Annotated in this window: 24 protein-coding genes; 23 read left to right on the forward strand and 1 reads right to left on the reverse strand. The window is 50.5% G+C overall.

Features of this window, described 5'->3' with window-relative positions:
- Positions 1 to 42 precede the first annotated feature (42 nt).
- From mutS to H8S75_RS13075, 23 genes are all read left to right on the forward strand, one after another.
- The gene (gene mutS / locus H8S75_RS12965; protein WP_349768922.1) at positions 43 to 2,694 is read left to right on the forward strand and encodes a DNA mismatch repair protein MutS; all 2,652 of its coding nucleotides are present in this window, start codon (positions 43 to 45) and stop codon (positions 2,692 to 2,694) included.
- A gap of 52 nt (positions 2,695 to 2,746) precedes the next feature.
- Positions 2,747 to 4,735, forward strand: a complete 1,989-nt coding sequence (mutL, locus tag H8S75_RS12970; protein ID WP_187021995.1) for a DNA mismatch repair endonuclease MutL — start codon at positions 2,747 to 2,749, stop codon at positions 4,733 to 4,735.
- Entirely contained in the window at positions 4,732 to 5,709 is a 978-nt protein-coding gene (gene miaA, locus H8S75_RS12975) for a tRNA (adenosine(37)-N6)-dimethylallyltransferase MiaA (protein WP_187021996.1), read from the forward strand. Before mutL ends, miaA begins: the two co-directional genes overlap by 4 nt.
- Complete coding sequence (locus H8S75_RS12980; RefSeq protein ID WP_187021997.1) at positions 5,687 to 6,967, forward strand: methionine gamma-lyase family protein; 1,281 nt, start codon at positions 5,687 to 5,689, stop codon at positions 6,965 to 6,967. Before miaA ends, H8S75_RS12980 begins: the two co-directional genes overlap by 23 nt.
- Before the next feature lie 102 nt (positions 6,968 to 7,069).
- Complete coding sequence (locus tag H8S75_RS12985) at positions 7,070 to 7,321, forward strand: DUF4321 domain-containing protein (RefSeq protein ID WP_002604009.1); 252 nt, start codon at positions 7,070 to 7,072, stop codon at positions 7,319 to 7,321.
- 48 nt (positions 7,322 to 7,369) lie between these two features.
- Complete coding sequence (gene radC / locus H8S75_RS12990) at positions 7,370 to 8,065, forward strand: RadC family protein (RefSeq protein WP_002604010.1); 696 nt, start codon at positions 7,370 to 7,372, stop codon at positions 8,063 to 8,065.
- Complete coding sequence (mreC, locus tag H8S75_RS12995; RefSeq protein WP_187021998.1) at positions 8,066 to 9,013, forward strand: rod shape-determining protein MreC; 948 nt, start codon at positions 8,066 to 8,068, stop codon at positions 9,011 to 9,013.
- A gap of 45 nt (positions 9,014 to 9,058) precedes the next feature.
- On the forward strand, positions 9,059 to 9,577 hold the full coding sequence (mreD, locus tag H8S75_RS13000; RefSeq protein WP_002604012.1) for a rod shape-determining protein MreD: 519 nt from the start codon (positions 9,059 to 9,061) through the stop codon (positions 9,575 to 9,577).
- Positions 9,570 to 12,434, forward strand: a complete 2,865-nt coding sequence (locus H8S75_RS13005; protein WP_187021999.1) for a penicillin-binding transpeptidase domain-containing protein — start codon at positions 9,570 to 9,572, stop codon at positions 12,432 to 12,434. Before mreD ends, H8S75_RS13005 begins: the two co-directional genes overlap by 8 nt.
- A 31-nt stretch (positions 12,435 to 12,465) precedes the next feature.
- On the forward strand, positions 12,466 to 13,131 hold the full coding sequence (locus H8S75_RS13010; RefSeq protein ID WP_002604014.1) for a septum site-determining protein MinC: 666 nt from the start codon (positions 12,466 to 12,468) through the stop codon (positions 13,129 to 13,131).
- Positions 13,132 to 13,164: 33 nt separating this feature from the next.
- Entirely contained in the window at positions 13,165 to 13,956 is a 792-nt protein-coding gene (gene minD, locus H8S75_RS13015) for a septum site-determining protein MinD (protein ID WP_187022000.1), read from the forward strand.
- 10 nt (positions 13,957 to 13,966) lie between these two features.
- Positions 13,967 to 14,245, forward strand: a complete 279-nt coding sequence (gene minE, locus H8S75_RS13020; RefSeq protein ID WP_002604016.1) for a cell division topological specificity factor MinE — start codon at positions 13,967 to 13,969, stop codon at positions 14,243 to 14,245.
- A 2-nt stretch (positions 14,246 to 14,247) separates the two neighbouring features.
- A complete protein-coding gene (locus tag H8S75_RS13025) occupies positions 14,248 to 15,378 on the forward strand; it encodes an FtsW/RodA/SpoVE family cell cycle protein (protein ID WP_002604017.1) in 1,131 nt (376 codons plus the stop codon).
- A 14-nt stretch (positions 15,379 to 15,392) separates the two neighbouring features.
- Positions 15,393 to 15,788, forward strand: a complete 396-nt coding sequence (gene mgsA, locus H8S75_RS13030) for a methylglyoxal synthase (RefSeq protein ID WP_002604018.1) — start codon at positions 15,393 to 15,395, stop codon at positions 15,786 to 15,788.
- Positions 15,789 to 15,816: 28 nt separating this feature from the next.
- Complete coding sequence (locus H8S75_RS13035; RefSeq protein ID WP_187022205.1) at positions 15,817 to 16,767, forward strand: D-alanyl-D-alanine carboxypeptidase family protein; 951 nt, start codon at positions 15,817 to 15,819, stop codon at positions 16,765 to 16,767.
- An 89-nt stretch (positions 16,768 to 16,856) separates the two neighbouring features.
- Positions 16,857 to 17,276 (forward strand): hypothetical protein, encoded by a 420-nt coding sequence (locus H8S75_RS13040; RefSeq protein ID WP_055652805.1) that lies wholly within the window; start codon positions 16,857 to 16,859, stop codon positions 17,274 to 17,276.
- Positions 17,277 to 17,643: 367 nt separating this feature from the next.
- Positions 17,644 to 19,083: a biotin/lipoyl attachment domain-containing protein gene (locus tag H8S75_RS13045; RefSeq protein WP_187022001.1), complete on the forward strand. Its 1,440-nt coding sequence runs from the start codon at positions 17,644 to 17,646 to the stop codon at positions 19,081 to 19,083.
- 14 nt (positions 19,084 to 19,097) lie between these two features.
- The gene (locus H8S75_RS13050) at positions 19,098 to 19,802 is read left to right on the forward strand and encodes a YggS family pyridoxal phosphate-dependent enzyme (protein WP_055652803.1); all 705 of its coding nucleotides are present in this window, start codon (positions 19,098 to 19,100) and stop codon (positions 19,800 to 19,802) included.
- Positions 19,799 to 20,320, forward strand: coding sequence for a cell division protein SepF (locus tag H8S75_RS13055; protein ID WP_002604023.1), 522 nt, complete (start codon positions 19,799 to 19,801; stop codon positions 20,318 to 20,320). Before H8S75_RS13050 ends, H8S75_RS13055 begins: the two co-directional genes overlap by 4 nt.
- A 151-nt stretch (positions 20,321 to 20,471) precedes the next feature.
- Positions 20,472 to 21,560: a 3-dehydroquinate synthase gene (gene aroB, locus H8S75_RS13060; RefSeq protein ID WP_187022002.1), complete on the forward strand. Its 1,089-nt coding sequence runs from the start codon at positions 20,472 to 20,474 to the stop codon at positions 21,558 to 21,560.
- Between the two features lie 10 nt (positions 21,561 to 21,570).
- The gene (gene lspA / locus H8S75_RS13065; RefSeq protein ID WP_187022003.1) at positions 21,571 to 22,089 is read left to right on the forward strand and encodes a signal peptidase II; all 519 of its coding nucleotides are present in this window, start codon (positions 21,571 to 21,573) and stop codon (positions 22,087 to 22,089) included.
- Positions 22,086 to 23,000 carry an RluA family pseudouridine synthase gene (locus H8S75_RS13070; protein ID WP_187022206.1) on the forward strand — a complete coding sequence of 305 codons (915 nt, stop codon included), beginning with the start codon at positions 22,086 to 22,088 and terminating at the stop codon, positions 22,998 to 23,000. Before lspA ends, H8S75_RS13070 begins: the two co-directional genes overlap by 4 nt.
- Positions 23,001 to 23,114: 114 nt before the next feature.
- Complete coding sequence (locus H8S75_RS13075) at positions 23,115 to 23,756, forward strand: cytidylate kinase-like family protein (RefSeq protein ID WP_187022004.1); 642 nt, start codon at positions 23,115 to 23,117, stop codon at positions 23,754 to 23,756.
- Positions 23,757 to 23,874: 118 nt separating this feature from the next.
- Here H8S75_RS13075 and glmS read toward each other — a convergent pair whose 3' ends face one another.
- Entirely contained in the window at positions 23,875 to 25,692 is a 1,818-nt protein-coding gene (gene glmS, locus H8S75_RS13080; RefSeq protein WP_187022005.1) for a glutamine--fructose-6-phosphate transaminase (isomerizing), read from the reverse strand.
- Positions 25,693 to 26,067: the final 375 nt, after the last annotated feature.

Here is a 26,067-nt window from a genome sequence, read left to right on the forward strand (position 1 = left end):
GTAACAGTACGACAGAAGAAAAGAGGAAAAAACGTGGCCGGAATGTCACCAATGATGGTCCATTATTTGGAAACCAAGAAACAGTACCCGGACTGTATCCTGTTTTACAGGCTGGGAGATTTTTATGAGATGTTTTTTGAAGACGCGCTGACCGTCTCCAAGGAACTGGAGATTACCCTGACAGGAAAAGAATGCGGGCTGGAGGAACGGGCGCCGATGTGCGGTATTCCTTACCATGCGCTTGAAAATTATCTGTACAGGCTGGTACAGAAGGGCTATAAAGTAGCGATCGCAGAGCAGATGGAGGACCCGAAGCAGGCCAAGGGGCTGGTTAAGAGAGAGGTCATCCGTGTCGTCACCCCCGGAACCATTACCAGCGCCCAGGCGCTGGATGAGACGAAGAACAACTACCTGATGGGCATCGTCTATATCGACCAGCGGTTCGGCATTGCCGTCTCTGATATCAGCACAGGCGATTTCCTGGTGACTGAGGTGGAGACAGAGCGGGAGCTGGCGGATGAGATCAACAAGTTCAGCCCCTCCGAGATTATCTGCAACGATGCGTTCTTTGTGTCCGGCGTGGACACAGAGGAGGTCAAGAACCGCTACCAGACCGTGATTGCCGCACTTGACAGCCATTTCTTTTCCGACGAGGGCTGCAGGAGGATCTTAAAGGAACACTTTAAAGTAGGCTCTCTGGACGGTCTGGGACTGCAGGATTACGATACGGGAGTGATCGCGGCGGGGGCCGTCATGGAGTACATGTACGAGACTCAGAAGAGCACGCTGTCCCATATTACGACCATCGTTCCCTATTCCACAGGGCAGTTCATGATTATCGACACCTCGACCAGAAGGAATCTGGAACTCCTGGAGACCATGAGGGAGAAGCAGAAGAGGGGAACCCTTCTGTGGGTGCTGGATAAGACGAAGACGGCCATGGGCGCCAGGCTTTTGAGAACCTATATCGAACAGCCGCTGATCCACAGGGACGATATTATTGCCCGTCAGAATGCCATCGAAGAGCTGAACATGAATTACATTTCCAGGGAGGAAATCTGTGAATACTTAAATCCCATCTACGATCTGGAACGTCTGATTGGCCGCATCAGCTATAAGACGGCGAATCCCAGGGATTTAATCTCCTTCAGGAATTCTCTGGAAATGCTTCCTTACATAAAAGACCTTATGGGAGAATTCACGACTCCTCTGCTGAAAGAGCTCTGGGAAGAGCTGGATGCCTTAGAGGATGTCCACGATCTCGTCTCCCGCGCCATTGTGGAGGACCCGCCCATATCCCTGCGTGACGGCGGAATCATAAAGGACGGCTATCACGAGGAGACAGATAAGCTGCGCCATGCAAAGACGGAAGGAAAGACGTGGCTCGCCGAACTGGAATCGAGAGAGCGCGATAAGACCGGAATCAAGAACCTAAAGGTCAAGTACAACAAGGTATTTGGATATTACTTCGAAGTGACGAACTCCTTTAAAGGGATGGTTCCTGATTACTTTGTCCGCAAGCAGACGCTGGCCAACGCCGAGCGGTACACAACGGATGAACTGAAGGAGCTGGAGGACATGATCCTGGGAGCGGAGGACAAGCTCTATACCCTGGAATACGGCCTGTTCTGCGAGGTGAGAGACGCCGTCGCCGCCGAGGTCCTGCGGATCCAGCAGACGGCCCGGGCGGTTGCGGGCATCGATGTGATGACTTCCCTTTCCGCCGTGGCTACGAAGAATAATTACGTGAAGCCGCGCATTAATGAAAAAGGTGTGATCGACATCAAAAACGGCCGCCATCCGGTGGTGGAAAAGATGATGCGGGACGATTTATTCGTCGCCAACGATACGTATCTGGACAATACGAAGAACAGGCTCTCCATCATCACCGGCCCCAACATGGCCGGTAAATCGACGTATATGCGCCAGACGGCCTTAATCGTACTGATGGCTCAGCTGGGAAGTTTTGTGCCCGCGGATGACGCCAATATCGGCATCTGCGACAGAATCTTTACCCGTGTGGGCGCTTCCGATGATCTGGCATCTGGCCAGAGTACCTTCATGGTGGAGATGACCGAGGTCGCGAACATCCTGAGAAACGCCACGAAAAACAGCCTGATCGTTCTCGACGAGATCGGCCGGGGCACCAGTACCTTCGACGGCTTATCCATCGCCTGGGCGGTGGTGGAGCACATCAGCAACCCGAAGCTTTTAGGAGCCAAGACGCTGTTTGCCACCCATTACCATGAACTGACGGAGCTGGAAGGAACCATAAACGGCGTCAACAACTACTGCATCGCCGTAAAGGAACAGGGCGATGATATCGTATTTCTTCGAAAGATTGTGAAGGGCGGGGCGGATAAGAGCTACGGCGTTCAGGTCGCCAAGCTTGCCGGAGTTCCCGATTCCGTGATTGTACGGGCGAAGGAGCTTCTGGTGGAGTTAAGTGACGCGGATATCACGGCGAGGGCAAAGGAGATCGCGGAAGCGGGGACAGGCGCCGGTACGCAGAAGCATACCAGTGTTCCGCGGCCGGATGAAGTGGATTTGCAGCAGATGTCCCTGTTTGACACGGTAAAGGACGACGACATTGTCCGGGAACTGGGCGAACTGGAACTGGGAAATATGACGCCGATCGACGCCCTGAACACGCTGTACCGCCTTCAGACGAAACTTAAGAACCGCTGGCAGTAAGGCATAGATGCACGGCTGAACTGTTAGAGGACATAAAGGAGCGATAAGCCATATGCCAAACATTACGCTACTGGATCAAAATACCATAAACAAGATTGCAGCGGGCGAGGTGATCGAAAGGCCGGCCTCTGTTGTGAAGGAGCTTTTAGAGAACGCCATCGACGCCAGGGCTACGGCTGTGACGGTTGAAATAAAGGAAGGGGGCACCACCTTCATCCGCGTGACCGACAACGGCTGCGGAATTCCGAGAGAAGAGGTTCCTCTGGCGTTTCTGCGCCACTCCACCAGCAAGATCAAGTCCGTGGAAGATCTCTTTACGATCTCATCCCTGGGCTTTCGCGGTGAGGCCCTCGCAAGTATCGCTTCCGTCTGCCAGGTGGAGCTGATCACGAAGACCAGCGAAGCCCTGACGGGAAGCCGCTACAGCATCGAAGGCGGCATTGAACGGCCGCTGGAGGAGATCGGCGCCCCGGAGGGCACTACATTTATCGCCAGAAACTTATTCTTTAACACGCCTGCCAGAAGGAAATTTTTAAAGACTCCCATGACAGAGGGCTCCCATGTGGCCGAGCTGGTGGAAAAGATCGCGCTTTCCCATCCGGAGATTTCGATCCGTTTTATCCAGAATAACCAGAACAAGCTGCATACCTCCGGCAACCACAACTTAAAGGACATCATCTATACGGTCTTCGGCAGGGAGATCGCAGCGAATCTGCTGGCAGTTGAGGCGAAGAAGCAGGATATCGCCATCAGCGGCTTTATCGGGAAGCCTGTGATCGCCAGGGGCAACAGAAACTACGAAAATTATTTTATCAATGGGCGGTATATCAGAAGCAGCATCATATCGAAGGCCATAGAAGAGGCCTACAAGCCGTTTATGATGCAGCACAAGTATCCGTTTACCATGCTACATTTCACCATTGAGCCGGAGCTTCTGGATGTCAATGTCCATCCCACCAAGATGGAACTTCGCTTCCGCGACGGGGAGATGGTGTACCGTATGGTCTACGACGCCGTATCAGGGGCGCTTGCTCACAAGGAGCTGATTCCGGAGGTGGAACTGAATAAGGAAAAGGCGGAGCAGGAGGCAAAAGAGGCGAGGAAGCACGAGCCGTCACCGGAGCCTTTTGAGCTTCGCAGGCTGGAGGCCATGAGCCGGCAGCAGGCCGCCTGCGCGCCTGGCTCCAAACGGCTTAAGCCGGCAGAACCGTCTCTTATGAGAGATCCTGATTTTCTGGCTGAAAACTGGCTGAAGAAGCCGGCTGGGGGGCAGATGGCTCCGAACCGCTTCGACGGAAGGGATGCGGCGGAAGAAACGGCGGCAGGCGCAGACTTTTTACATGGGTTATCGACGGAATCGGCTGCGAAAAATGAGGAAACGGTACAAAATCAGGCAGCCGCATTTTCCAGGAAGCCGGAACAGCTGGATCTCTTTGATGGAAAACTGCTGGAACCGAAATCAAGGCTGATGCATAAGCTGATCGGCCAGGTGTTCGACACCTACTGGCTGGTGGAGTTTAACGAACAGCTTTACATTATTGACCAGCATGCGGCCCATGAAAAGGTTTTATATGAGAAAACCATGGCAACACTTAAAAAAAGGGAATACTCATCACAGATGCTCAACCCGCCGATCATTCTGACACTGAACATGAATGAGGAGGTGCTGTTAAAAGAGCACATGAAGTATTTCTCGGACATGGGCTTCGAGATCGAACCGTTTGGCGGCAGGGAGTATGCAGTGAGAGGCGTACCGGCCAACTTGCTGTCCATCGCCAAGAAGGATTTGCTGATCGAGATGATCGACGGGCTTTCCGACGATGTTTCGACTCATAATCCGGATATCATTTATGAGCGGGTAGCGACCATGTCCTGCAAGGCTGCGGTCAAAGGCGGCAGCCGGCTGTCGACGGCGGAGGCCAACGAACTGATAGACCAGCTCCTGAATCTGGAGAATCCGTATGCGTGTCCTCATGGACGTCCGACGATTATCTCCATGAGCAGGTACGAGCTGGAGAAAAAATTCAAGAGGATAGTATGATGAAACCACTGATTATCTTGACGGGTCCCACGGCTGTGGGAAAGACGGCTCTGTCTGTACGTCTGGCAAAGGCCGTGGGCGGAGAGATCATAAGCGCCGATTCCATGCAGGTTTACCGCCACATGGATATCGGTTCTGCCAAGGTGACCCGGGAGGAGATGGATGGGGTTCCTCATTATCTCATTGATATTCTGGAGCCTGCCGGGGAGTTTAACGTCGCCGTGTTTAAAAAAATGGCGTCGGAGGCGGTACAGGAGATATACGCTCACGGACATCTTCCCATCGTTGCCGGGGGAACCGGTTTTTACATTCAGGCCCTTCTGTATGACATCGATTTTACAGAGCAGGGGGAGGAACGGGACATCAGGGAGGAACTGGAACGGCTGGGAGAGGAGCGCGGCGCCGTTTTTCTGCATGATATGCTGGCGGAGATCGATCCGGAGGCTGCCATGGAAATCCATGCCAACAACCGGAAACGCGTGATCCGCGCCATCGAGTTTTACCGGCAGACGGGAGAAAGAATCTCCGAGCACAACAAACGGGAGAGGCAGAAACGCTCTCCCTATGACTTCCTGTATTACGTCCTTACGGATGACAGGAAGATGCTCTATGAGCGGATCGACCAGCGGGTTGACGCCATGATAGAGGCCGGGCTGGTCGGTGAAGTGGAAAAATTAATGGAAATGGGCTGCACAAAAGACATGGTCTCCATGCAGGGACTGGGATACAAGGAAATCCTGGATTACCTTCAGGGGAACAGTTCTCTTGACGAGGCGGTCACCATTTTAAAGAGAGATACGAGACATTTCGCGAAGCGCCAGATCACCTGGTTTAAGCGGGAGCGGGATGTGCGGTGGCTGAATCTGGAAGACTTCGGCCGCGACAGAGAAAAGGTCCTGGAGAAAATGCTTCAGGATATCAGAGAAACGTATGGATTGGAGACAGAAAATCATGGAAATGGATGCGATGTATGAGCAGCTGGGAATCGAAAGAAAGGTTCTGGAGTTCGGAAAGGAGATAGAAGGGCTGCTTTCTGAGCGCTTCGCGGCGATCGATGAGACGGCGGAGTATAATCAGCTGAAGGTGATAAAAGCCATGCAGGACAACCGCGTCAGCGACATTCATTTTGCCGCAACCACCGGATACGGTTACAACGACCTGGGACGGGATACACTGGAAGATGTATACGCCAGCGTGTTCCACACGGAAAGCGCCCTGGTGAGGCCGAACTTAATCAGCGGAACCCACGCGCTTCACGTGGCGCTGTCCGGCAATCTGCGGCCAGGAGACGAGCTTCTTTCACCGGTGGGGAAACCGTATGACACGCTGGAGGAGGTAATCGGAATACGGGAGAGCGCAGGCTCTTTAAAAGAGTACGGGGTTATCTACCGCCAGGTGGATCTGCTTCCGGATGGAAGCTTTGATTTTGATGGAATTGCAGCGGCAGTAGGTGAGAAGACGAAACTGGTGACAATCCAGCGTTCCAAGGGATACGCCACCCGGCCGACCCTGTCGGTAGAGCGGATCGGTCAGCTGATCGCCTTTATCAAGGAACGGAAGCCGGATGTCATCTGTATGGTGGATAACTGCTACGGCGAGTTTGTGGAGCGGATGGAACCGGCCGACGTGGGAGCAGATATGATGGTGGGGTCTCTCATCAAGAATCCGGGTGGCGGACTGGCGCCGATCGGCGGATACATCGCCGGAAGAAAGGACTGCATCGACCGCGCCTCCTACCGTCTGACCGCCCCTGGTCTGGGACGTGAGGTAGGAGCCAGCCTGGGGCTTAACCAGTCCTTCTATCAGGGACTGTTCCTCGCGCCAACGGTGGTGGCAGGAGCCTTGAAGGGAGCCGTATTCGCAGCCAATGTCTATGAAAAACTGGGATTTTCCGTGGTTCCGAACAGCACCGAGCCGCGCCACGACATCATTCAGGCGGTGACCTTCGGAAAGCCGGAGGGCGTTATCGCGTTCTGTCAGGGAATTCAGGCAGCCGCGCCGGTGGACAGTTTTGTCACTCCGGAGCCATGGGCGATGCCGGGCTACGACGCACCGGTTATCATGGCTGCAGGAGCCTTCGTACAGGGCGCATCCATCGAGCTTTCCGCCGACGGACCGATCAAACCTCCGTACGCCGTTTATTTCCAGGGAGGGCTTACCTGGTACCATGCGAAGCTTGGAATTCTCATGTCCATGCAGAAATTAAAGGACGCGGGACTGATCACGTTATAGCGCCAAACGGCAAAAAAAGTGTATACACGACTGCGTTTCTATGATAGAATAACAAAGCAGGCATGGATTATCCTGCCAAAAACAAATGAGGGGTAGTAACAGATGAAACGTAAAAACTGCTGGGTACTGCTTCTTCTGGTGCTGACGGGGATCGTGCTGGGCGGATTTATCGGGACGATGGCTCAGGATGTATCCTGGCTGTCCTGGCTGAATTTCGGACAGTCCTTCGGATTCGATTCACCGCTCATTATTAACTTCGGTATTTTGGTCATTACCTTTGGCCTGAGTATCAAGATCACTATGGCGAGCATCATCGGAGTGGCATTGGCTCTCATTACCTATCGGTTCATTTAAATACATATGTCTTTGACACGTACCTGGAGAGTAACGGACAGGAGACATATGAACAGAATTACGATGAAAGACATACCGGCGGATGACCGGCCTTATGAGAAGTGCCTTCGGACAGGCCCTGAGGGGTTAAGCGACGGAGAACTTCTCTCCATTATCATCCGGACGGGATCCAGGGAAGACAGTTCCCTGGCACTTGCACAAAAGATACTGGCCTTAAATTACCCCAGCGAGGGTATTTTAGGGCTTTTGCATCTTTCACTCCCCGAATTGACTCAGATTAAGGGAATCGGAAGGGTGAAGGGGGCGCAGCTCCTCTGTATCGGAGAGCTGTCGAAGCGGATTTGGAAGAAAGCCGTGCTGGAAGACGTGGCCACCTTTTCAAACCCGGAAGACATCGTGAACTACTATGTGGAAGACATGCGGCATATGGAGCAGGAGCAGATCCGCATCATGCTGCTGAACACAAAGGGCGTGCTCATAAGAGATGTGCTGATTTCCCAGGGGACGGTGAACGCTTCCGTCGTTTCACCCAGGGAGATTTTTATTGAGGCGCTGAAGTACCACGCAGTGAATGTCATTGTGGTTCACAACCATCCCAGCGGCGATCCGGCACCCAGCCGGGAAGATATCACATTAACCAGAAGAATTATGGAAGCCGGAGAATTGATCGGAATCCGCATGTTGGATCATATTATCATAGGAGACAATTCCTATACCAGTTTTAAAGAACGGGGAATCATATAGATGGAATCGAAACGCAGTAAATACGTCCTGATTGCCTTAACGGTGATCTGTGTGCTTTTAATCGGCCTTACATCAATCCATGACGAGTGGCTGACACCTTTGAGGACCGGAGTCGGGTACTTTCTGATCCCGGTGCAGTCCGGAGTCAATAAGGTGGGCTCCGCCATTTACGATGAAATCGTGGATTATACAAAACTGAAAGACGCTCTGGAAGATAACAAGGAGATGAAGGACATCATCACCCAGCTGACGGAGGAAAATACCAGGCTTCAGGCGGAGGAATTCGAACTGAAGCGGCTGAGACAGCTGTATGAGCTGGACCAGGAATACGGCCAGTACAATAAGGTCGGGGCCAGAGTTATCGCCAACGACTCCAGCAACTGGTTCCAGGTGTTCCGGATCGATAAGGGATCGAAGGACGGAATCGCCGCGGATATGAACGTGGTTGCAGGCGGAGGTCTGGTGGGAATCGTCACGGACGTCGGCGCCAATTACGCCACGGTCCGGTCCATCATCGATGATTCCAGCCGGGTCAGCGCCATGGCCATCCAGTCCGGAGACGGCTGTATCGTGGGCGGTGACTTAACGCTGTTTAAAGAGGGGCGCCTCCGCATCACCAACGTGCTGAAGGACAGTGACTTAAAGGATGGCGATAAGATCGTTACCTCCAACACCAGTTCCGTCTTTGTGCCGGGAATCCTGGTGGGCTATGCCGCGGAGATTACCAATGACACAAACAATGTGACCAAATCGGGTTACTTAATTCCTGCGGCTGAATTTGACAGCCTGCAGGAGGTTCTGGTCATCACCGATCTCAAAGTGAAGATGACAGAGGAGACAACCGCGGAAGACGGCGCCTCTGCCGAGACGCAGGCGGGAGAGAGTGAGACGAACGAGGCCGGGGAGACGGCGGCTTCTTCGGAAGAAGAGACTGCTGCGGCACAGTAGAAGCTATGAAGAATAGAGAAAACGATAACGAAAGGAGCGGCGGCGATGAAACGAATCATCTTTAATATTCTTATGATTATTCTGGCGTTTACGGTTCAGAACTGTATCTTCCCGCTGCTCCCGTTTCTCTCTGCATCTCCGAATCTGCTTCTGATTCTGACCTTTTCCTTCGGATTTATCCACGGAAAGGAGGCCGGTATGTACTACGGCCTTCTTTCCGGTCTTCTGATGGATTTATTCTACAGCGGCCCGTTCGGTTTTTACACGCTTATTTTCATCTACGTGGGATATGTAAACGGCATCTGTACCAAATACTATTATGAGGATTACATTACGCTGCCGCTTATTTTAAGCGTGCTCAATGATCTGGCGTACAATCTTTATATTTATGTGTTCCGGTTCCTGATCCGGAAACGTCTCGGAATCGGATACTACTTCATGAACTTAATGCTGCCGGAGATCATTTTCACGGTGGTGACAACACTGCTTATTTACCGCATTTTCCTGATGTTCAACCGTCATCTGGAAGAGATAGAAAAAAGAGGAGATTCATCGATTGTTTAGAGATTTATTAGACATCTTAAAAGACTTTTTGAAGAAAATTGCATCGTCAAGACTCCTGGTGCTGGGAATCATCTGTATAGCCATGTACGCAGGACTCGTCCATAAGCTGTTTAATTTACAGATCGTAAACGGAGAACAGGCGTTAAACGATTATATGCAGCTGACGGAGCAGACCCTTACCACAGCGGGGACACGCGGCAACATCTATGACAGGAACGGCAAGGTGCTGGCTTATAACAAGCTGGCTTATTCCGTGACCGTTCAGGACACCGGGGAATATAAGACCACGGCAGAGCAGAACGCCATGTATCTAAGGCTGGTCAGAATCCTGGAGAAGCATGGGGAGACGGTACAGGGAAAGTTTGAGGTAGCCATTGACAGCAATGGGGATATGATCTATACCTCTTCCTCAGAGGCCGGCAGGAAACGCTTTCTGCGGGATTATTACGGCTTAAAGAGTGTGGAGGAGTTAGATGACGAAGACAACAAGTATCCTTCCGCGATTTCGGCCAGAGAGCTGTTTGAAAAAGCGTGTGTCACGGCTAAGTTAAATGAGATGAAGGATTCCGACGGAAATCCTGTTACCATGACAGATCAGGAGGCGCTGGACATCATCAATATCAAGTATGCACTTCGTCTCATGTCGTTCCGTAAATACGAGGCGACTACAGTGGCAACCCAGGTTTCGGACGAAACCGTTGCTGATGTTCTGGAGCATACGGCGGACCTGGCGGGAGTCAACGTGGAGGAAACTACCATTCGGGCTTATAATGACAGTATCGCATTTGCCCCTATTATTGGCTATACCGGCAAGGTACAGGAAGACCAGCTAGAGGAACTGAAAAAGAGCCGTCCGGACTATGATGTAAATGATATTGTGGGAACGACGGGGATCGAAGCTACAATGGAACAGGAACTTCAGGGAACGAAGGGCAGTAAGACAATTTACAAGGACAGCCGCGGACGGGTCAGGGAGACTCTTAATGAAACGGAATCTAAGGCTGGCAATGACATCTATCTTACACAGATTGCGGGCCTGCAGACAGGTATTTACCATCTGGTTGAACAGTCTTTGGCCGGTGTTCTGCTAAAGACCATTGTAAACGGGGATGTGGAGATTACAAGTTCCACAGACGGATCTAATATGAAAATTCCTGTAAAGGATGCATATTTCCAGTTGATTAACAACAATATTCTGTCCCTGAAGCACTTCGAATCAGAGGAAGCATCTGATGTTGAAAAGAATATTAACAGTAAATTCTTATCATCCAGAGATCAGATTTTTACAGAACTGCAAAATGAATTGATGAGCAGCCATCCGGCTTCCTTAAAGGACCTGGATCAGGACCTGGCGGCCTATATGTATTATATTTATACGTATCTGGCGAGCCCGACTGTGGGAATTATAAAAGAAGATTTCATTGATAAGACGAGTACGGAATACCTGGCGTGGAAAGCAGACGAGATCAGTCTGCGAGATTACCTGTATTATGGAATTGCAAACGGCTGGCTGGATACCACGAAGCTGGAAACTGATTCCAAATATTCCAACGCCGACGATACATTTCGTTCACTGGTGGATTATGTGCTGGCTGAACTGAAGGAAGACCGGAACTTTACAAAGAGAATTTACCGTTATCTGATCAATGACGATGTCATCACGGGACAGGAACTCTGTCTGGCTCTGTTTGACCAGGGAATCCTGGAATACAATGAGGAAGATATTAGCCAGCTTAAGGCGACTGGTGACGCATACGCATTTCTGATGAAAAAGATATCAACTCTTGAGATCACACCAGCCCAGCTGGCGCTGGCTCCGTGCAACGCAGGTGTGGTGGTAACGGATATCAAGACCGGAGAGGTTCTGGCCCTCGTGTCGTATCCTGGTTACGATAATAACCGGATCGGCGACAGCGCCTATTTCAGCCAGCTTCAGAATGATTTGTCACTGCCGTTATATAACAATGCGACACAGGCCAAGAAGGCGCCCGGATCTACTTTTAAACCTCTTACTGCCGTTGCTGCACTGGAGGAAAATGCAATCGGAATCGAGGATACGATCGACTGTACCGGACGATATGAAGAGATCGACACGCCGATCAAGTGCTGGATATATCCTGGACGCCACGGCCCGCTTAACATGGTTGGCGGTCTTCAGAATTCCTGCAACTTCTTCTTTGCGGACCTTGGACACAGGCTGTCCATGGATGCCGACGGCAATTACGTTCCGTCTCTCGGACTGGATAAGCTGCATAAATACGCAGCCCTGTTCGGACTGGATCATAAATCCGGCGTGGAAATCGACGAGCTGGAGCCTCAAATTTCAGACATCGACCCGGAGCGTTCCGCCATGGGACAGGGTAACCACGCCTATACCAATGTACAGTTATCGAGATATGTGGCGGCGATCGCCAGCAGGGGTAATGTATTCGAACTCAGCTTACTGGATAAGACAACCGATTCTGAAGGTAATCTGATTAAAGATTATACCCCTGAGATTTCTTCTCATATTGACGCGGCGGATTCAACGTGGGATACTGTACAGCAGGGAATGAGGGAAGTTATCGCCAGTGGTACGGCGAAGAAGCTGTTTGCCGATTTGGAGGTTCCGATCGCCGGCAAGACCGGTACGGCCCAGGAGGCAAAAAACAAGCCGAACCATGCGTTCTTTATTTCCTATGCGCCATATAACAATCCGGAGATCTGTGTTACCGTGAACATTCCGTTCGGATATTCGGCTTCCAATGCCGCGAATATAGCAAAGAGCGTGTATCAGTACTATTATGGAGAGATTGATTTGGAATCGATCCTGAATGCCGGTGCGCGTGATGCGGCGAATGTCACGATTCGCGATTAAGAAGGGTGAGAGAAAAGGTCAGGTGGATATGATGCATAATACCGTAGTGATTAAAAGCAACAAGGCGGGTATGACCGTTTATCTGGAACCGGAGGTCCCGTTTCAGACGCTTCTTGCCGATATCGGCAGGAAGTTCGGGGACAACACGAAGTTCTGGGGCTCGGCCCAGATGACGCTGACGCTGGAGGGAAGAAAACTGACGGCGGAAGAGGAATTTGCGGTTGTAAACCAGATTATGGAGAACTCCAATTTAGAGATCGTCTGCCTCGTTGATACGGACGCTAACCGCATCGAACGCTGCGAAAAAGCACTGAATGAGAAACTGATGGAACTGTCCTGCCAGACGGGACAATTCTTTAAAGGAAATTTACAGGACGGAGAGACGCTGGAATCGGAAGCCAGCATCATTATCATCGGAGATGTGGAACGAGGCTCCAAGGTTATGGCGAAGGGGAACGTGATCGTTCTCGGCGCGCTGTACGGCACCGTATGCGCGGGTGTTGCGGGCAATGAGGGCGCTGTGATTGTGGCGTTGACCATGGCGCCGACGCAGCTTCGCATCGCAGACTGCACCTCGCGGCTTGACGGCCGTGGGAAGAAGCTGGGCCGCGGACCGATGACCGCTTCACTGGATGGAAATAAAGTCTCTATCAAACCAATGAAAAAAAGTGTGGAAATATTCCGAAAATTAATGTAGAATAGAATATGGATTGAATCAGGAGGATATGAAATGAGTGAAATCATTGTCATTACTTCCGGAAAAGGCGGGGTAGGCAAGACAACAACCTCTGCCAATGTTGGTACCGGCCTGGCCATTCTGGGGAAAAAGGTAGTTCTTATCGATACAGATATAGGACTCAGGAACTTAGATGTGGTCATGGGACTGGAAAACCGCATTGTCTACAATCTTGTAGATGTGGTAGAAGGCAACTGCCGTATGAAGCAGGCCCTGATAAAAGACAAAAGATATCCAAATCTGTTTTTGCTTCCATCGGCTCAGACCAGGGACAAGACCTCGGTGAATCCGGGCCAGATGGTGAAACTTGTTGATGATCTGCGGGAAGAGTTCGACTATGTGCTTCTGGACTGCCCGGCTGGCATTGAACAGGGTTTTCAGAACGCCATCGCAGGCGCCGACAGGGCGCTTGTGGTAACGACACCCGAAGTATCGGCGATCCGTGATGCGGACCGCATTATCGGACTCCTGGAAGCCTCCGGCATGAAAACCATCGATCTGGTGGTGAACCGGATCCGTATGGATATGGTGAGACGCGGGGATATGATGTCCCTCGATGACGTGATGGACATTCTGGCCATCGATATCATCGGCGCAGTCCCGGATGACGAGGATATCGTCATATCCACCAATCAGGGAGAACCTCTGGTTGGCATAGGAACACCGGCCGGACAGGCTTATATGGACATTTGCAAACGTATAACCGGCGAAACGGTGCCGCTCCTTCATGTGGCGGCGCGTGGAGGGTTTTTCTTTAAGCTTTCCAACCTCTTGAAGAGAGCGTAGGAGGGATGAGATGAGCCTGTTTCCTGTATTCCGTAAGAAGAATTCAGGAGAGATTGCAAGAAATCGTCTGAAACTTTTGCTGGTTGCGGACAAGGCGGACTGTTCTCCTGAAGTTATGCAGATGATAAAAGACGACATGATCCATGTGATATCGAGATACATGGATGTTGATTCCGACAGAATAGAGATACAGATGACGAAGATGAAGCAGCCGGACTGTGACAGCTATATGCCGGTGCTTTATGCGAACATCCCTATTCGCGATATACCTGACAAGGGGATATACTGACTATGTTTTTTGACTACAATTTTAAATACTATAATTACCGTTTGGTTCTTTACATGGTGGCGTTATCCGTCATTGGGATTCTCGTGGTTGCAAGCGCATCCGGACAGGATTCCTCGACGGTTACAAAACAGATAATCGGTATCCTGGTGGGATTTGCCCTGGCCATAGGGCTTTCCATCATCGATTATCATAGAATTATTAATTTATATGCGCTGGATTACGCAGTATGCATCCTTCTTTTAGGTGCGGTGCTGGTGATGGGTCACACGGCAGGCGGAGCCACAAGGTGGATCGACGTTCCGGGTATCGGACGGATACAGCCTTCCGAATTCGTGAAGATCGGGCTTATTGTATTCTTTTCCTGGTATTGGAATAAATATCAGGAAAAGATGAATATGCCTGTTATGGTGGGGATCGCGGCCATATTGGCCGTAATACCCATCGGCCTTATTTTCGCGGAGCCGAACTTATCCACCAGTCTGGTTGTCATTGTCATCATACTCTGTATGGTGTATACAGCCGGCATCAGTTACCGCTGGATTGGCGGCGTGCTTGCGGTTGCCATACCTGCAGGCGCATTGTTTATCTATCTGCTGACGCAGGGGTTGATCCCCTTTATCCACGATTACCAGGCGAGACGTATTCTGGCGTGGATCTATCCGCATGCGGAACAGTACGCGGAGAATATGTATCAGCAGAAGAATTCTATCATGGCAATCAGTTCCGGACAGCTTCAGGGGAAGGGACTTTTTAATACGACTATCGCATCCGTAAAGGATGGAAACTGGCTGGGCACCACCGGAGAGACAGATTTCATCTTTGCAATTATCGGAGAGGAGCTGGGCTTTATCGGCGGGGTAACCGTCATTGTGCTCTTCGGTCTCATCGTATTTGAATGTCTGCGCTTGGCGTACAAATCCAGAGACATGGCGGGGCGGCTGATCTGCACCGGCATGGCGGCGCTTATCGGATTTCAGGCATTTGCCAACATCGCCGTAGCGACACAGATTTTCCCCAATACCGGCCTGCCGCTTCCGTTTATCAGCTCGGGAGTCAGTTCCCTGATCAGTATCTTTATCGGGATGGGCCTTGTTCTGAATGTTGGATTGCAACGCAAAATTGGTAATTATTAAGGAGGTATATCGTTATGAATATAGGATTAGTTGCACATGATTCAAAGAAAAAACTGATGCAGAACTTCTGCATCGCCTACCGGGGGATTTTAAGCAAGCACACCCTGTACGCGACAGGGACCACTGGCCGTCTGATTGAAGAGGTCACGAATTTAAATATCCATAAGTATCTGGCTGGTCATTTAGGCGGTGAGCAGCAGCTGGGAGCCCAGATCGAGCACAACGAGATCGATCTGGTGATCTTTTTGAGAGACCCGCTCTCATCAAAGGCTCATGAGCCGGATCTCGTTAATATCATGAAAACCTGCGACATGCACAATATCCCGCTGGCAACAAACCTGGCGACTGCAGAGCTCTTAATCAAGTCTCTGGACCGCGGTGACTTAGAGTGGCGTGAGATGTATAAGTAGGAGTCTGTAAGTGAAGAAGAAAATTACGATGAAAGCCGGCTGCGCGTTTTTATGCGTGACCATGCTGTCGGGCTGCTCCAGCTTCAAAAAACTGGATAATCCCTATGACTTCACGCAGAGGACAGCTCTTTATGAAGGAACTGCGCTATCGGACAGGGCAGAGAGTTTTGCACATAATCTCTGTGTCGTCACGGCGGACACTCCATCCACAGATCAGGCGGTTACCGCGGAAGCGGCGGCGGTCTTTGACCTGTCGGATAAAACGGTGATTTTCGGAAAGAATCCCTTTGAAAAGCTGTATCCGGCCAGTATCACCAAGACGATGACGGCTCTGCTGGCGATCAAATACGGGAATCTGTCCGATGAGGTAACGGTACCGGAGGAAGCGGTGATTACGGAGAGCGGTGCGACCTTATGCGGCATCAAACCAGGCGATAAACTGACTATGGAGCAGCTGCTCTACGGTCTTATGCTGCCTTCCGGCAATGACGCCGGCGCTGCGATTGCAGTCCACATGGATGGCAGTATTGAGAAGTTTGCCGACCGTATGAATGAAGAGGCAAGAAAGCTGGGAGCGACAGGGACTCATTTCGTCAATCCCCATGGCTTAAACGATGAAAACCACTATACGACCGCATACGATCTGTATCTGATTTTCAATGAAGCCATGAAATATCCTGATTTCAGGAAGGTGATCGGTACGTCATCCTATGACGCTGTCTACGCGACGGCCTCGGGAGATACGCTGACAAAGACCTGGAAGCAGAGCAACTGGTATATGACTGGTGAGCGGGATATGCCGGAAGGACTGACTGCGCTGGGCGGCAAAACAGGCACGACAAAGGCTGCGGGAAGCTGTCTGATCATGGGCAGCAGCGGCTCTTCAGGGATGGAATATATTTCCGTTGTCTTAAAAGCCCCTGATAGAACGGGCCTTTACGATAATATGTCAAATATATTGAATAAAATTGTAGATTAGTCGTTGCGTTTTATGGGGATTTGTACTATAATTACTTTAATATTAATAGACTTTTTATACAAATCATATAACTCAAGGAGGAGATCGCTATGGTGCAGATAATAGCAGGAAAAAAGGGTAAGGGGAAGACAAAACATCTGTTGGATAGGGCCAATTCCGCCATCAGGGATTCCAAGGGATCCATCGTCTATTTAGACAAGAGTTCCAAGCACATGTATGAGTTAAGCAACAAGATTCGTCTCATTAATGTCAATGAGTACCCGATTAAATCGAGTGAAGGATTTATTGGTTTTATCTGTGGAATCATTTCACAGGATCACGATTTGGAAATGATGTTTTTAGACAGCTTTTTAAAACTGTCCTGTTTAGAAGGTGAAGATATTACAGACACCATCACGACTTTGGAAAGAATCGGTGAAAAGTATCACGTGACCTTCGTTCTCAGCGTATCCATGGACGCGGAGAATCTGCCTGAGAACGCGCAGGCCGATGTGATTGTTTCATTATAATCATACATAAACAAAAGAGGGACGTATCTGACTAACGCTGAAAGTATTGGCGGGAGTCAGATGCGTTTTTTTGTTTTTTTGGCGGAAGGACGCGGACGTGTCGGAGGCTTGCCGGAAGAGCGGCGGGGGACGGTCGAAGTCCTGGCTCATGTTACCTCGGGGGCAGTCTCCAGGCCCGATCCCCCTGTGGAATGGCCTCTCCCGGCTTAGACACATCCCCCGAGGTAACATGAGCCAAAGCTCCCCGCCCGCTCCATGGCTCCTTTCCTCACAGCCTAAGCCGCGTCCGCGTATCTTCCGCATATCTTTCACTTGAACTTTTTGCATTTTACTCTTATAATAACTAGAAGGGAAAGGAGGCGCTCTCTTGGCACAACAGAAGGTAAGGCCCCGAAAGAAGGAGGCGGCCCCGAAAAAAAAGAATAAGAAGATCATTAAATACCGGAAGCCGCTTCATATTAATGTCGGAATGATCATCTTCGCATTGATTTTTGTTTATATGGTGTTCAGCGTCTATACCTACATACGGAGGGACAAGATCCAGTTCTATGAAGTACAGGAAGGAAGCATCGTGAATAATACCGATTATACCGGTATTATTTTGAGAGAGGAAGAGGTGAAGACCGCCGACCGCTCCGGATACATCAATTATTATATCCGGGAGGGAAAAAGGGCGTCGGTGGGAACGCGGATCTATTCCATTGATGAAACAGGAAATATCGCATCATTCCTGGAAGAAAATACAGAAGAAAATGTCACACTGACAGCGGAGAATCTGGCTGATTTAAAGAAACAGCTGACTGTATTCAGCCTTACGTACGACGACAACCGTTTTAACTCGGTTTACGATACGAAGTATACGCTGGAAGCGGACGTGATGGAATACATGAATTTTAATGCGCTCGATAACGCTGGAAGCCTCCTTGATGAGGCGGGATTTAATTTTCAGCAGGTGCGGGCCGATGAGGCCGGTGTCGTGTCCTACGGAGTGGACTCTTATGAGAACCTGAATGCCTCAGGAATTTCGGAGGCAGTATTCGACCGCAGCAAGTATACGAAGACGATTACAAAAGCAGGAAATCTGATTGAAAAGGGGATTCCTGTCTATAAGATGATCACGTCGGATCAGTGGTCCGTGGTATTTCCGCTGAGTGACGATGATGTGAAGACTTATGGGGATAAGACAAGCCTGACGGTCACATTTTCCGGTCATGATTTAAAAGCCACAGGCAGCTTTTCCATGCTTACCGGAACGGACGGAAAGCCATACGGCAAACTGGATTTTGATAAATATATGGTCCAGTTCGCTTCAGACCGTTACGTGGACTTTGAGATTATTTCCGATAAGGTGGACGGGCTTAAGATTCCCGCCAGCGCCGTGACGACGAAGGATTTCTATCTCGTTCCCATGGAGTACTTAACCCAGGGGGGCGACAGCTCCGAAAGCGGATTTAATAAAGAAGTCTATTCGGAATCGGGAAGTTCTGTGGTATTTGTTCCGACGACGATCTATTATTCCGAGGAGGACAACTACTATATCGAGATGGGCGGAGAGAACGGCTTTAACGCAGGCGATTACATCGTGAAGCCGGATTCCACAGACCGCTACCAGATCGGGGCGAGCGCGTCCTTGAAAGGTGTGTACAACATCAATAAGGGCTATGCCGTGTTTAAGCAGATCGATGTGCTGGCGTCCAACGACGAATACTATACAATTAAGAAGAATATGACTTATGGTCTGGCTGTATACGACCACATCGTGCTGGATGCGTCGACAGTCAGTGAAGGTGAATTAATCTATCAGTAAAGAGGTGTTACAATATGGTAAAAGAAAATCTGGAAGAGGTAGAAAGACGTATTTCAGAGGCCTGCAGACGGGCGGGAAGAAGCCGTGAGGAAGTGACGCTGGTAGCGGTCAGCAAGACGAAGCCGGTTTCCATGATTGAAGAAGCGTACGGGACAGGAATCCGCGATTTTGGAGAAAACAAGGTTCAGGAGCTGTGTGAAAAGCACGAGGTGCTGGAATCAGATATCCGCTGGCATATGATTGGCCATTTACAGAGAAACAAGGTACGCCAGGTGGTGGACAAGACCGTCCTGATTCACAGTGTGGATTCGGTCAGGCTGGCGGCTCAGATCGACGAGGAAGCAGCAAAAAAGGGCATTACCGCGGACATTCTGCTGGAGGTGAATGTGGCGGAGGAGGAGAGCAAATACGGCTTCCGCCTGGAGGAAACGGAGCAGGCGCTGAGAGAAATTGCGGCATTTTCCCATGTGCATATTCAGGGATTGATGACAATTGCGCCTTTTGTAGATAATTCCGAAGAAAATCGGCCAATTTTTAAAAAATTATATCAATTTTATGTTGACATGCGCGGGAAAAACATTGATAATGTTACTATGAGTATGCTCTCAATGGGTATGACCGGAGACTATGAAGTAGCGATAGAGGAAGGAGCAACTCTGGTAAGAGTCGGTACCGGCATTTTTGGTACAAGATATAAGATTGGAGAGAATGAAGGATGAGCATAATTAGCAAATTGCTGGAGAGTGTGCATTTAAACGGTGACGATGAAGAGGATGACTACTACTTAGATGACGATTACGAAGATGAAGATGACAGACCTGCCAGAAAAGGACTCTTTGCCAAAAAAGATGAAGATGATTATTACGATGACGATGAAGAGTACGATCAGAAGCCGCGCTTTCTATCACGTTCTCCAAAGGTAGTACCGATGAAACAGCGCTCCATGATGGAAGTTTCCATGGTGAAGCCGACGTCCATCGAGGATGCCAAAGAGATTTGTGATTATATGCTGGCTGGAAAAGCAGTTGTGCTGAATATGGAAGGAATCCATACGGAAGTGGCACAGCGAATTATCGATTTTACATCGGGTGCGACATACTCTATGAACGGCAATCTGCAGAAGATCTCGAATTACATATTTATAGCAACTCCGGAATCCGTAGAGCTTTCCGGTGATTTTCAAGACTTGCTGAATAATGGTACGCTGGATATGGGCGGAATGAATCTTCGTCTGTAGCCATGACGATAAAAGACAATCAGATTTTAGGTATAGTACAAGCAGACAATCTTCCAACCACCGGCCTGCCGGCGCCGCGGGATTTTTCGTGACGGGGACCGTCAGGAAGGAAGATTGTTTGCTTTCTATTTTACTTTGGAGGAACCGTAATATGGAGAAAAGAATTCCGGTACATATGGATGGAAGAAAAGTATACGATATTGTAATGGAACAATCCTTCGGTCAGCTGGAGGAAGAGCTGCGCAGGATGAATCTGGAGGACCGGAAGATCTGCGTCGTCACGGATTCCAACGTGGCCCCGCTCTACCTTGAGGAGGTGGAACGGATTGCCTCGGCCTGCTGCCGGAAGACAGAGCATTTTATATTCCCGGCAGGGGAGGAGAATAAGAACTTAAATACAGTAAAGGATCTCTATGAGACCCTGATCCTAAAAAAGTTTGACCGCCACGATTATCTGCTGGCCCTGGGCGGCGGCGTGGTAGGAGATTTATGCGGCTTTGCGGCCGCGACGTATTTGAGGGGAATCTCCTTTATTCAGGTTCCCACCACCCTTCTTTCGCAGGTGGATTCCAGCATCGGAGGGAAGACCGGGGTTGATTTTGACGCCTACAAGAACATGGTCGGCGCTTTTCATATGCCGAAGCTGGTCTATACGAATATTTCCACGCTGAAGACCCTTACGGATGAGCAGTTTTCTTCCGGTATGGGAGAGATCATCAAGCATGGCCTGATTAAGGATGCGGCATACTATGAGTGGCTGGGAGAGCATGGGGAGGAGATCGGCCGGAGGGATCTGTCCGTCTGTGAGGAGATGGTCCTGGTCAGCAACCGGATTAAACGCGATGTCGTGGAAATGGATCCGACGGAGCAGGGAGAACGGGCGCTGCTTAATTACGGCCATACGCTGGGCCATGCAATCGAGAAGCTGGCTGATTTTAAGCTGATGCACGGCCACTGTGTGGGACTGGGCTGTATCGCGGCCATGGGAATCTCTGCTGTCAGAGGTACGATGGCGGAGGAGAAACTGCTGCGGTTAAAAGAGATGATGGCGCGTTTCGGCATGCCCCTCACGGTCAGCGGACTTTCTGCAGATGAGATCATTGAAACGACGAAGAGTGATAAAAAGATGGATTCCGGGACGATCCGCTTTATTCTGCTGGAAGAGGTAGGAAAAGCTTATATTGACAAGACCGTAACGGATGATGAAATGAATGCGGGACTTTCACGCATTTTGGCATAAGGAGACATACATGAAACAGAAAGCAAAACTTGTTACAGGACTTATCATAGGATTTCTGGCGGCAATCGGTCTGGACCAGTGGACGAAGCTGCTGGCGGCGGGTCATCTGATGGACCGGCCGGCCTACGTCATATGGGATGGGGTATTCGAATTCCTGTATTCGGAAAACCGCGGCGCGGCCTTCGGGATGCTCCAGGGAAAACAGTGGTTTTTCCTGATTATCGCTGTGATTGTGGTGGCCGCGGCTGTGTACTCCATAAGCCGTATGCCGGCTACGAAGAAGTATCTGCCGCTGCATTTGATCGCCATGTTTCTCTCTGCCGGCGCAGTTGGCAATATGATCGACCGGTTAACGAGGGGCTATGTGGTGGACTTTTTGTATTTCAAGCTGATTGATTTCCCCATCTTCAACGTGGCGGACTGCTATGTGACGGTGTCCATGTTTATCTTTATCCTGCTGTTCCTGTTTCTGTATAAAGAAGAGGATTTGAATTGCCTGTCAGGCCGGAAGGAAAGGGAAGCGGATTGAAACAGCAGTTTACGGTAGGAGAGGACGAGAAAGCCATACGGATTGATAAATACTTATCGGAGCAATGCCCCGATATCTCCAGGTCCTATCTTCAGAAGCTGCTGAAGACAGAGGCAGTTTTTGTGGGCGGAAAGCCGGTTAAGAGCAGCTACAAGACGGCGGCCGGAGACTTGATCGAGCTGGAGATTCCCGAGGCGGTAGAGCCCGAAATCGTTCCGGAGGAGATGGAACTGGATATCCTGTATGAGGACTCCGATATTATTTTAATTAATAAACCGAAGGGGATGGTGGTGCATCCCGCCGCAGGGCATTACAGCGGTACGCTGGTAAACGGGCTGATGGCCCACTGCCGGGCGGATTTATCCGGTATCAACGGCGTGATGAGACCGGGAATCGTTCACCGCATCGACATGGACACGACCGGTGTTCTCATCGTCTGCAAGAACGATATGGCGCACAACTCCATTGCGGAGCAGCTGAAGGTGCACTCCATTACGAGGAAATACTACGCCATTGCCCATGGAGTGATGAGGGACGACGAGGGGACCATAAGCGGGCCCATCGGCCGCCATCCGGTGGACCGAAAAAAGATGTGCATCAATGAGAAGAATGGCCGCGAAGCCGTGACCCATTACCGGGTATTGGAACGTTTCCGCCAGTTTACGTATGTGGAGTGCCGGCTGGAGACGGGACGTACCCATCAGATTCGCGTTCACATGGCGAGTATCGGCCACCCGCTTCTGGGTGACGCGGTATACGGTCCGTCCAAGTGTCCCTATAAGCTTACGGGACAGACACTGCACGCAGGCGTGCTGGGAATCGTGCATCCGAGAACCGGGGAATATATGGAATTTATGGCCCCGCTGCCGGAGTATTTTGAAGAATTATTAAGAAAATTACGTACCACCTAGAACTCTTTCTGGGTGGTATTTTTAAAGAAACTGTTAAGAATCAATAAATATATAGATTTTTCTGAAATTTTGATGTATAATAGGCGTATAAGATAACTGGAAGGAGCGGTCTATATGAGCGGAAATTTAGTAATTACAATAGGAAGACAATGCGGTAGTTCCGGTAAGATCATCGGACAGAAGTTAGCCGAGGAGATGGGCGTAAAGTGCTATGATAAGGAATTGCTGGCACTGGCAGCCAAGAACAGCGGTTTATGCGAGGAATTATTTGAAACTCATGACGAAAAGCCGACCAACAGCTTTCTGTATTCCCTGGTAATGGATACCTATTCCATGGGATATACGACGTCCGGCTATATGGATATGCCGATTAATCATAAAATATTTCTTGCACAGTTTGATACCATCAAACAGCTGGCAGATCAGGAGTCCTGTGTGATCGTCGGAAGATGCGCCGATTATGCGCTGTCCGATTATCCGAAGGTAGTGTCCGTATTTATCACGGCCAGCGACGAGGACCGCATCGCTTCCCTGAAGAAGCTTTATAATGTGGATGATGCAAAGGCAAAAGATATCATGGTGAAGACCGATAAAAAGCGTGCAAGCTACTATAATTACTACTCCAGCAAGAAGTGGGGCGATACGAGAAGCTACGATCTCTGCATCAACCGCAGCGCGGTAGGCGTTGACGGTGTAGTGAAGATGATTCGTGCATTCGCGGAAACCAAGCAGGAGTGGCTGAATAAGAATACTTAAACCAACCGATGTGGGTCCCGGAAACGAGGGCATCAGGGAATAAAAACCCCCGCAGCTCGCGGGAAGAACGGAGAACGGCCGCAGGATCAATAAGTGATCCTGCGGCCGTTCTTCGCTCTTATTCTACGGTAACGGATTTTGCCAGATTTCTCGGCTGGTCCACATCGAGATCCTTGCCGGTGGAGGCGTAGTAGGCGATCAGCTGGAGCACGACTGCGATAGGGAAGACGGTAAAACGGTCCCCAATCTTCGGAATGCGGATATGAATATCGGCGACTCCTCCATCTAAGACGGCGTCCTCCCTGGTGATGAGAATCACGAAGGCGCCGCGGGCCTTGACCTCGCGGATGTTGGAGATGGTTTTGGCAAATACTTTTTCCTGTGTGGCGATGGCGATGACAGGGACTTCCTCTGTGATCAGGGCGATGGTGCCGTGTTTCAGCTCGCCGGCCGCATAGGCTTCCGCGTGAATATAGGAGATTTCCTTCAGCTTCAGCGCGCCTTCCAGGGAAAAGGCGTAATCCAGTCCCCGGCCGATGAAAAATGCATCGGATTTGTTGATTAAATGTGTGACCAGAGCCTTGATGGAGTCTTTCTGAGCGATCATGGACTCCATGGCGGGAATGGCATTAAGCAGCTTCTTCATGAACTCGGTGGCCTGGGGGACACTGTATTTGCCCCGTACGAGGGCCATACGGCAGCCAATCATATAGAGGGCGGCCAACTGAACGGAATAGGCTTTCGTGCTGGCTACGGCGATTTCAGGGCCTGCATGGGTATAGAGCGTGTAATCACTCTCCCTGGCGATGGTGGATCCCTTTACATTGACGACGGATAAGGCGGCCGCGCCGTAATTCTTCGCCAGACGCATGGCGGCCAGCGTATCAATGGTCTCTCCGGACTGAGAGATGATGATGACGAGGGTGTCTTCGCCGATCAGCGGCTCCTCGTAACGGAATTCCGACGCTACCGACACCGTGACCGGGATTCGAAGAAGGGGCTCCATCATGCTCCTGGCTGCCATCCCGGCGTGCATGGCGGTGCCGCAGGCCACGATGTGAATCTGGGAGCAGGAAGTGAATATGTCATCCGGGATCTGATCGTCGGTAAAATCGGGCAGCCCCTTGCTCAGACGGGGTAGTATGGTGTTTCGCAGCGCCTCCGGCTGTTCGTGGATTTCTTTCAGCATGAAATGGGGGAAGCCGTTTTTCATGGCGGCATCCATGTTCCAGTTCACTTCCATCAGTTCCGGCATCTCTTCATGGCGCTGCAGGTTGTAAAGGTGGACCTTATAGGAGGTCAGACGCACGATATGGTCTTCAGGGACGACAAAATACTGTCTCGTATAAGGGATGAGCGCGGTTAAGTCCGAGGCCACGAAGGAGCCTGAACGCGTGTAAGCCGCTACGAGAGGGCTTACGTTCCGGATGGCATAAATCTCTCCCGGGTAGTCTTCGAACATGATACAGAAGCTGTAAGAGCCCTTAATCAGGGCCACAAGCCTGGTGATGGCCTCCAGCGGGTCTCCCTGGTAGAGGCTGTCGAGCACCCAGGCGGCCACCTCGCTGTCCGTCTCAGAATGAAGCTTAGCTTCCAGGTGAAACTGTTCGGTCAGCTGATGGTAATTCTCGATGATCCCGTTGTGGACCAGAGTGACTTTTCCGGCCTGATGGGGATGGGTGTTCTGTGTTGTCACACCGCCGTGGGTCGCCCATCTCGTATGGCCTAAGCCGCAGTGGGAGACGTCTGTGATCCGTTCCATCGTCTCCTTTAAGTTTGCCACCTTGCCGGTCCGGCGAACCAGGCAGATGTGGGAGTTCTCCATGCAAAGCGCGGCTCCGGCGCTGTCATACCCGCGGTATTCCAGCTGGGTAAGTCCGTTTAAAAGTATCTTTTTAGAGTCCAGGGGTCCTGTATAACCAATAATTCCACACATAGTTGTTGATCTCCTCTCAGTTTTTCTGAAAAAAAGGCCGCACAAAAAAGAGACTGTCTGTTTCTCGTCTTTGAGAACGGCAGCTTTTTCAGCTTCGGTTTTAATTTAGTTTGTCAGTCTGTCATTTTAGTCTGTTATGCTGTTCTGTCGTATCAGTCCGGTTCCTGCGCGTTTGTTTTGCGGTTACCCGCATATTTCGTTCAGGATACACGCCCGGATGGCATGGAAGAGCATCCGCCGAATTCTTCGATAAACTCTTCTCCTCGTTAACCTTCAGTACCGGTCTTCACCGTTCACGCTCGTACTTACAGGTGCATGGCGCTTAGCTTTGCTATTGGAATTTATGCCTCCTCATAAATTTAGTCTATTATATCC

The organism is Hungatella hominis, assembly GCF_014288005.1.
In the GTDB taxonomy this organism is placed as follows: domain Bacteria; phylum Bacillota; class Clostridia; order Lachnospirales; family Lachnospiraceae; genus Hungatella; species Hungatella effluvii.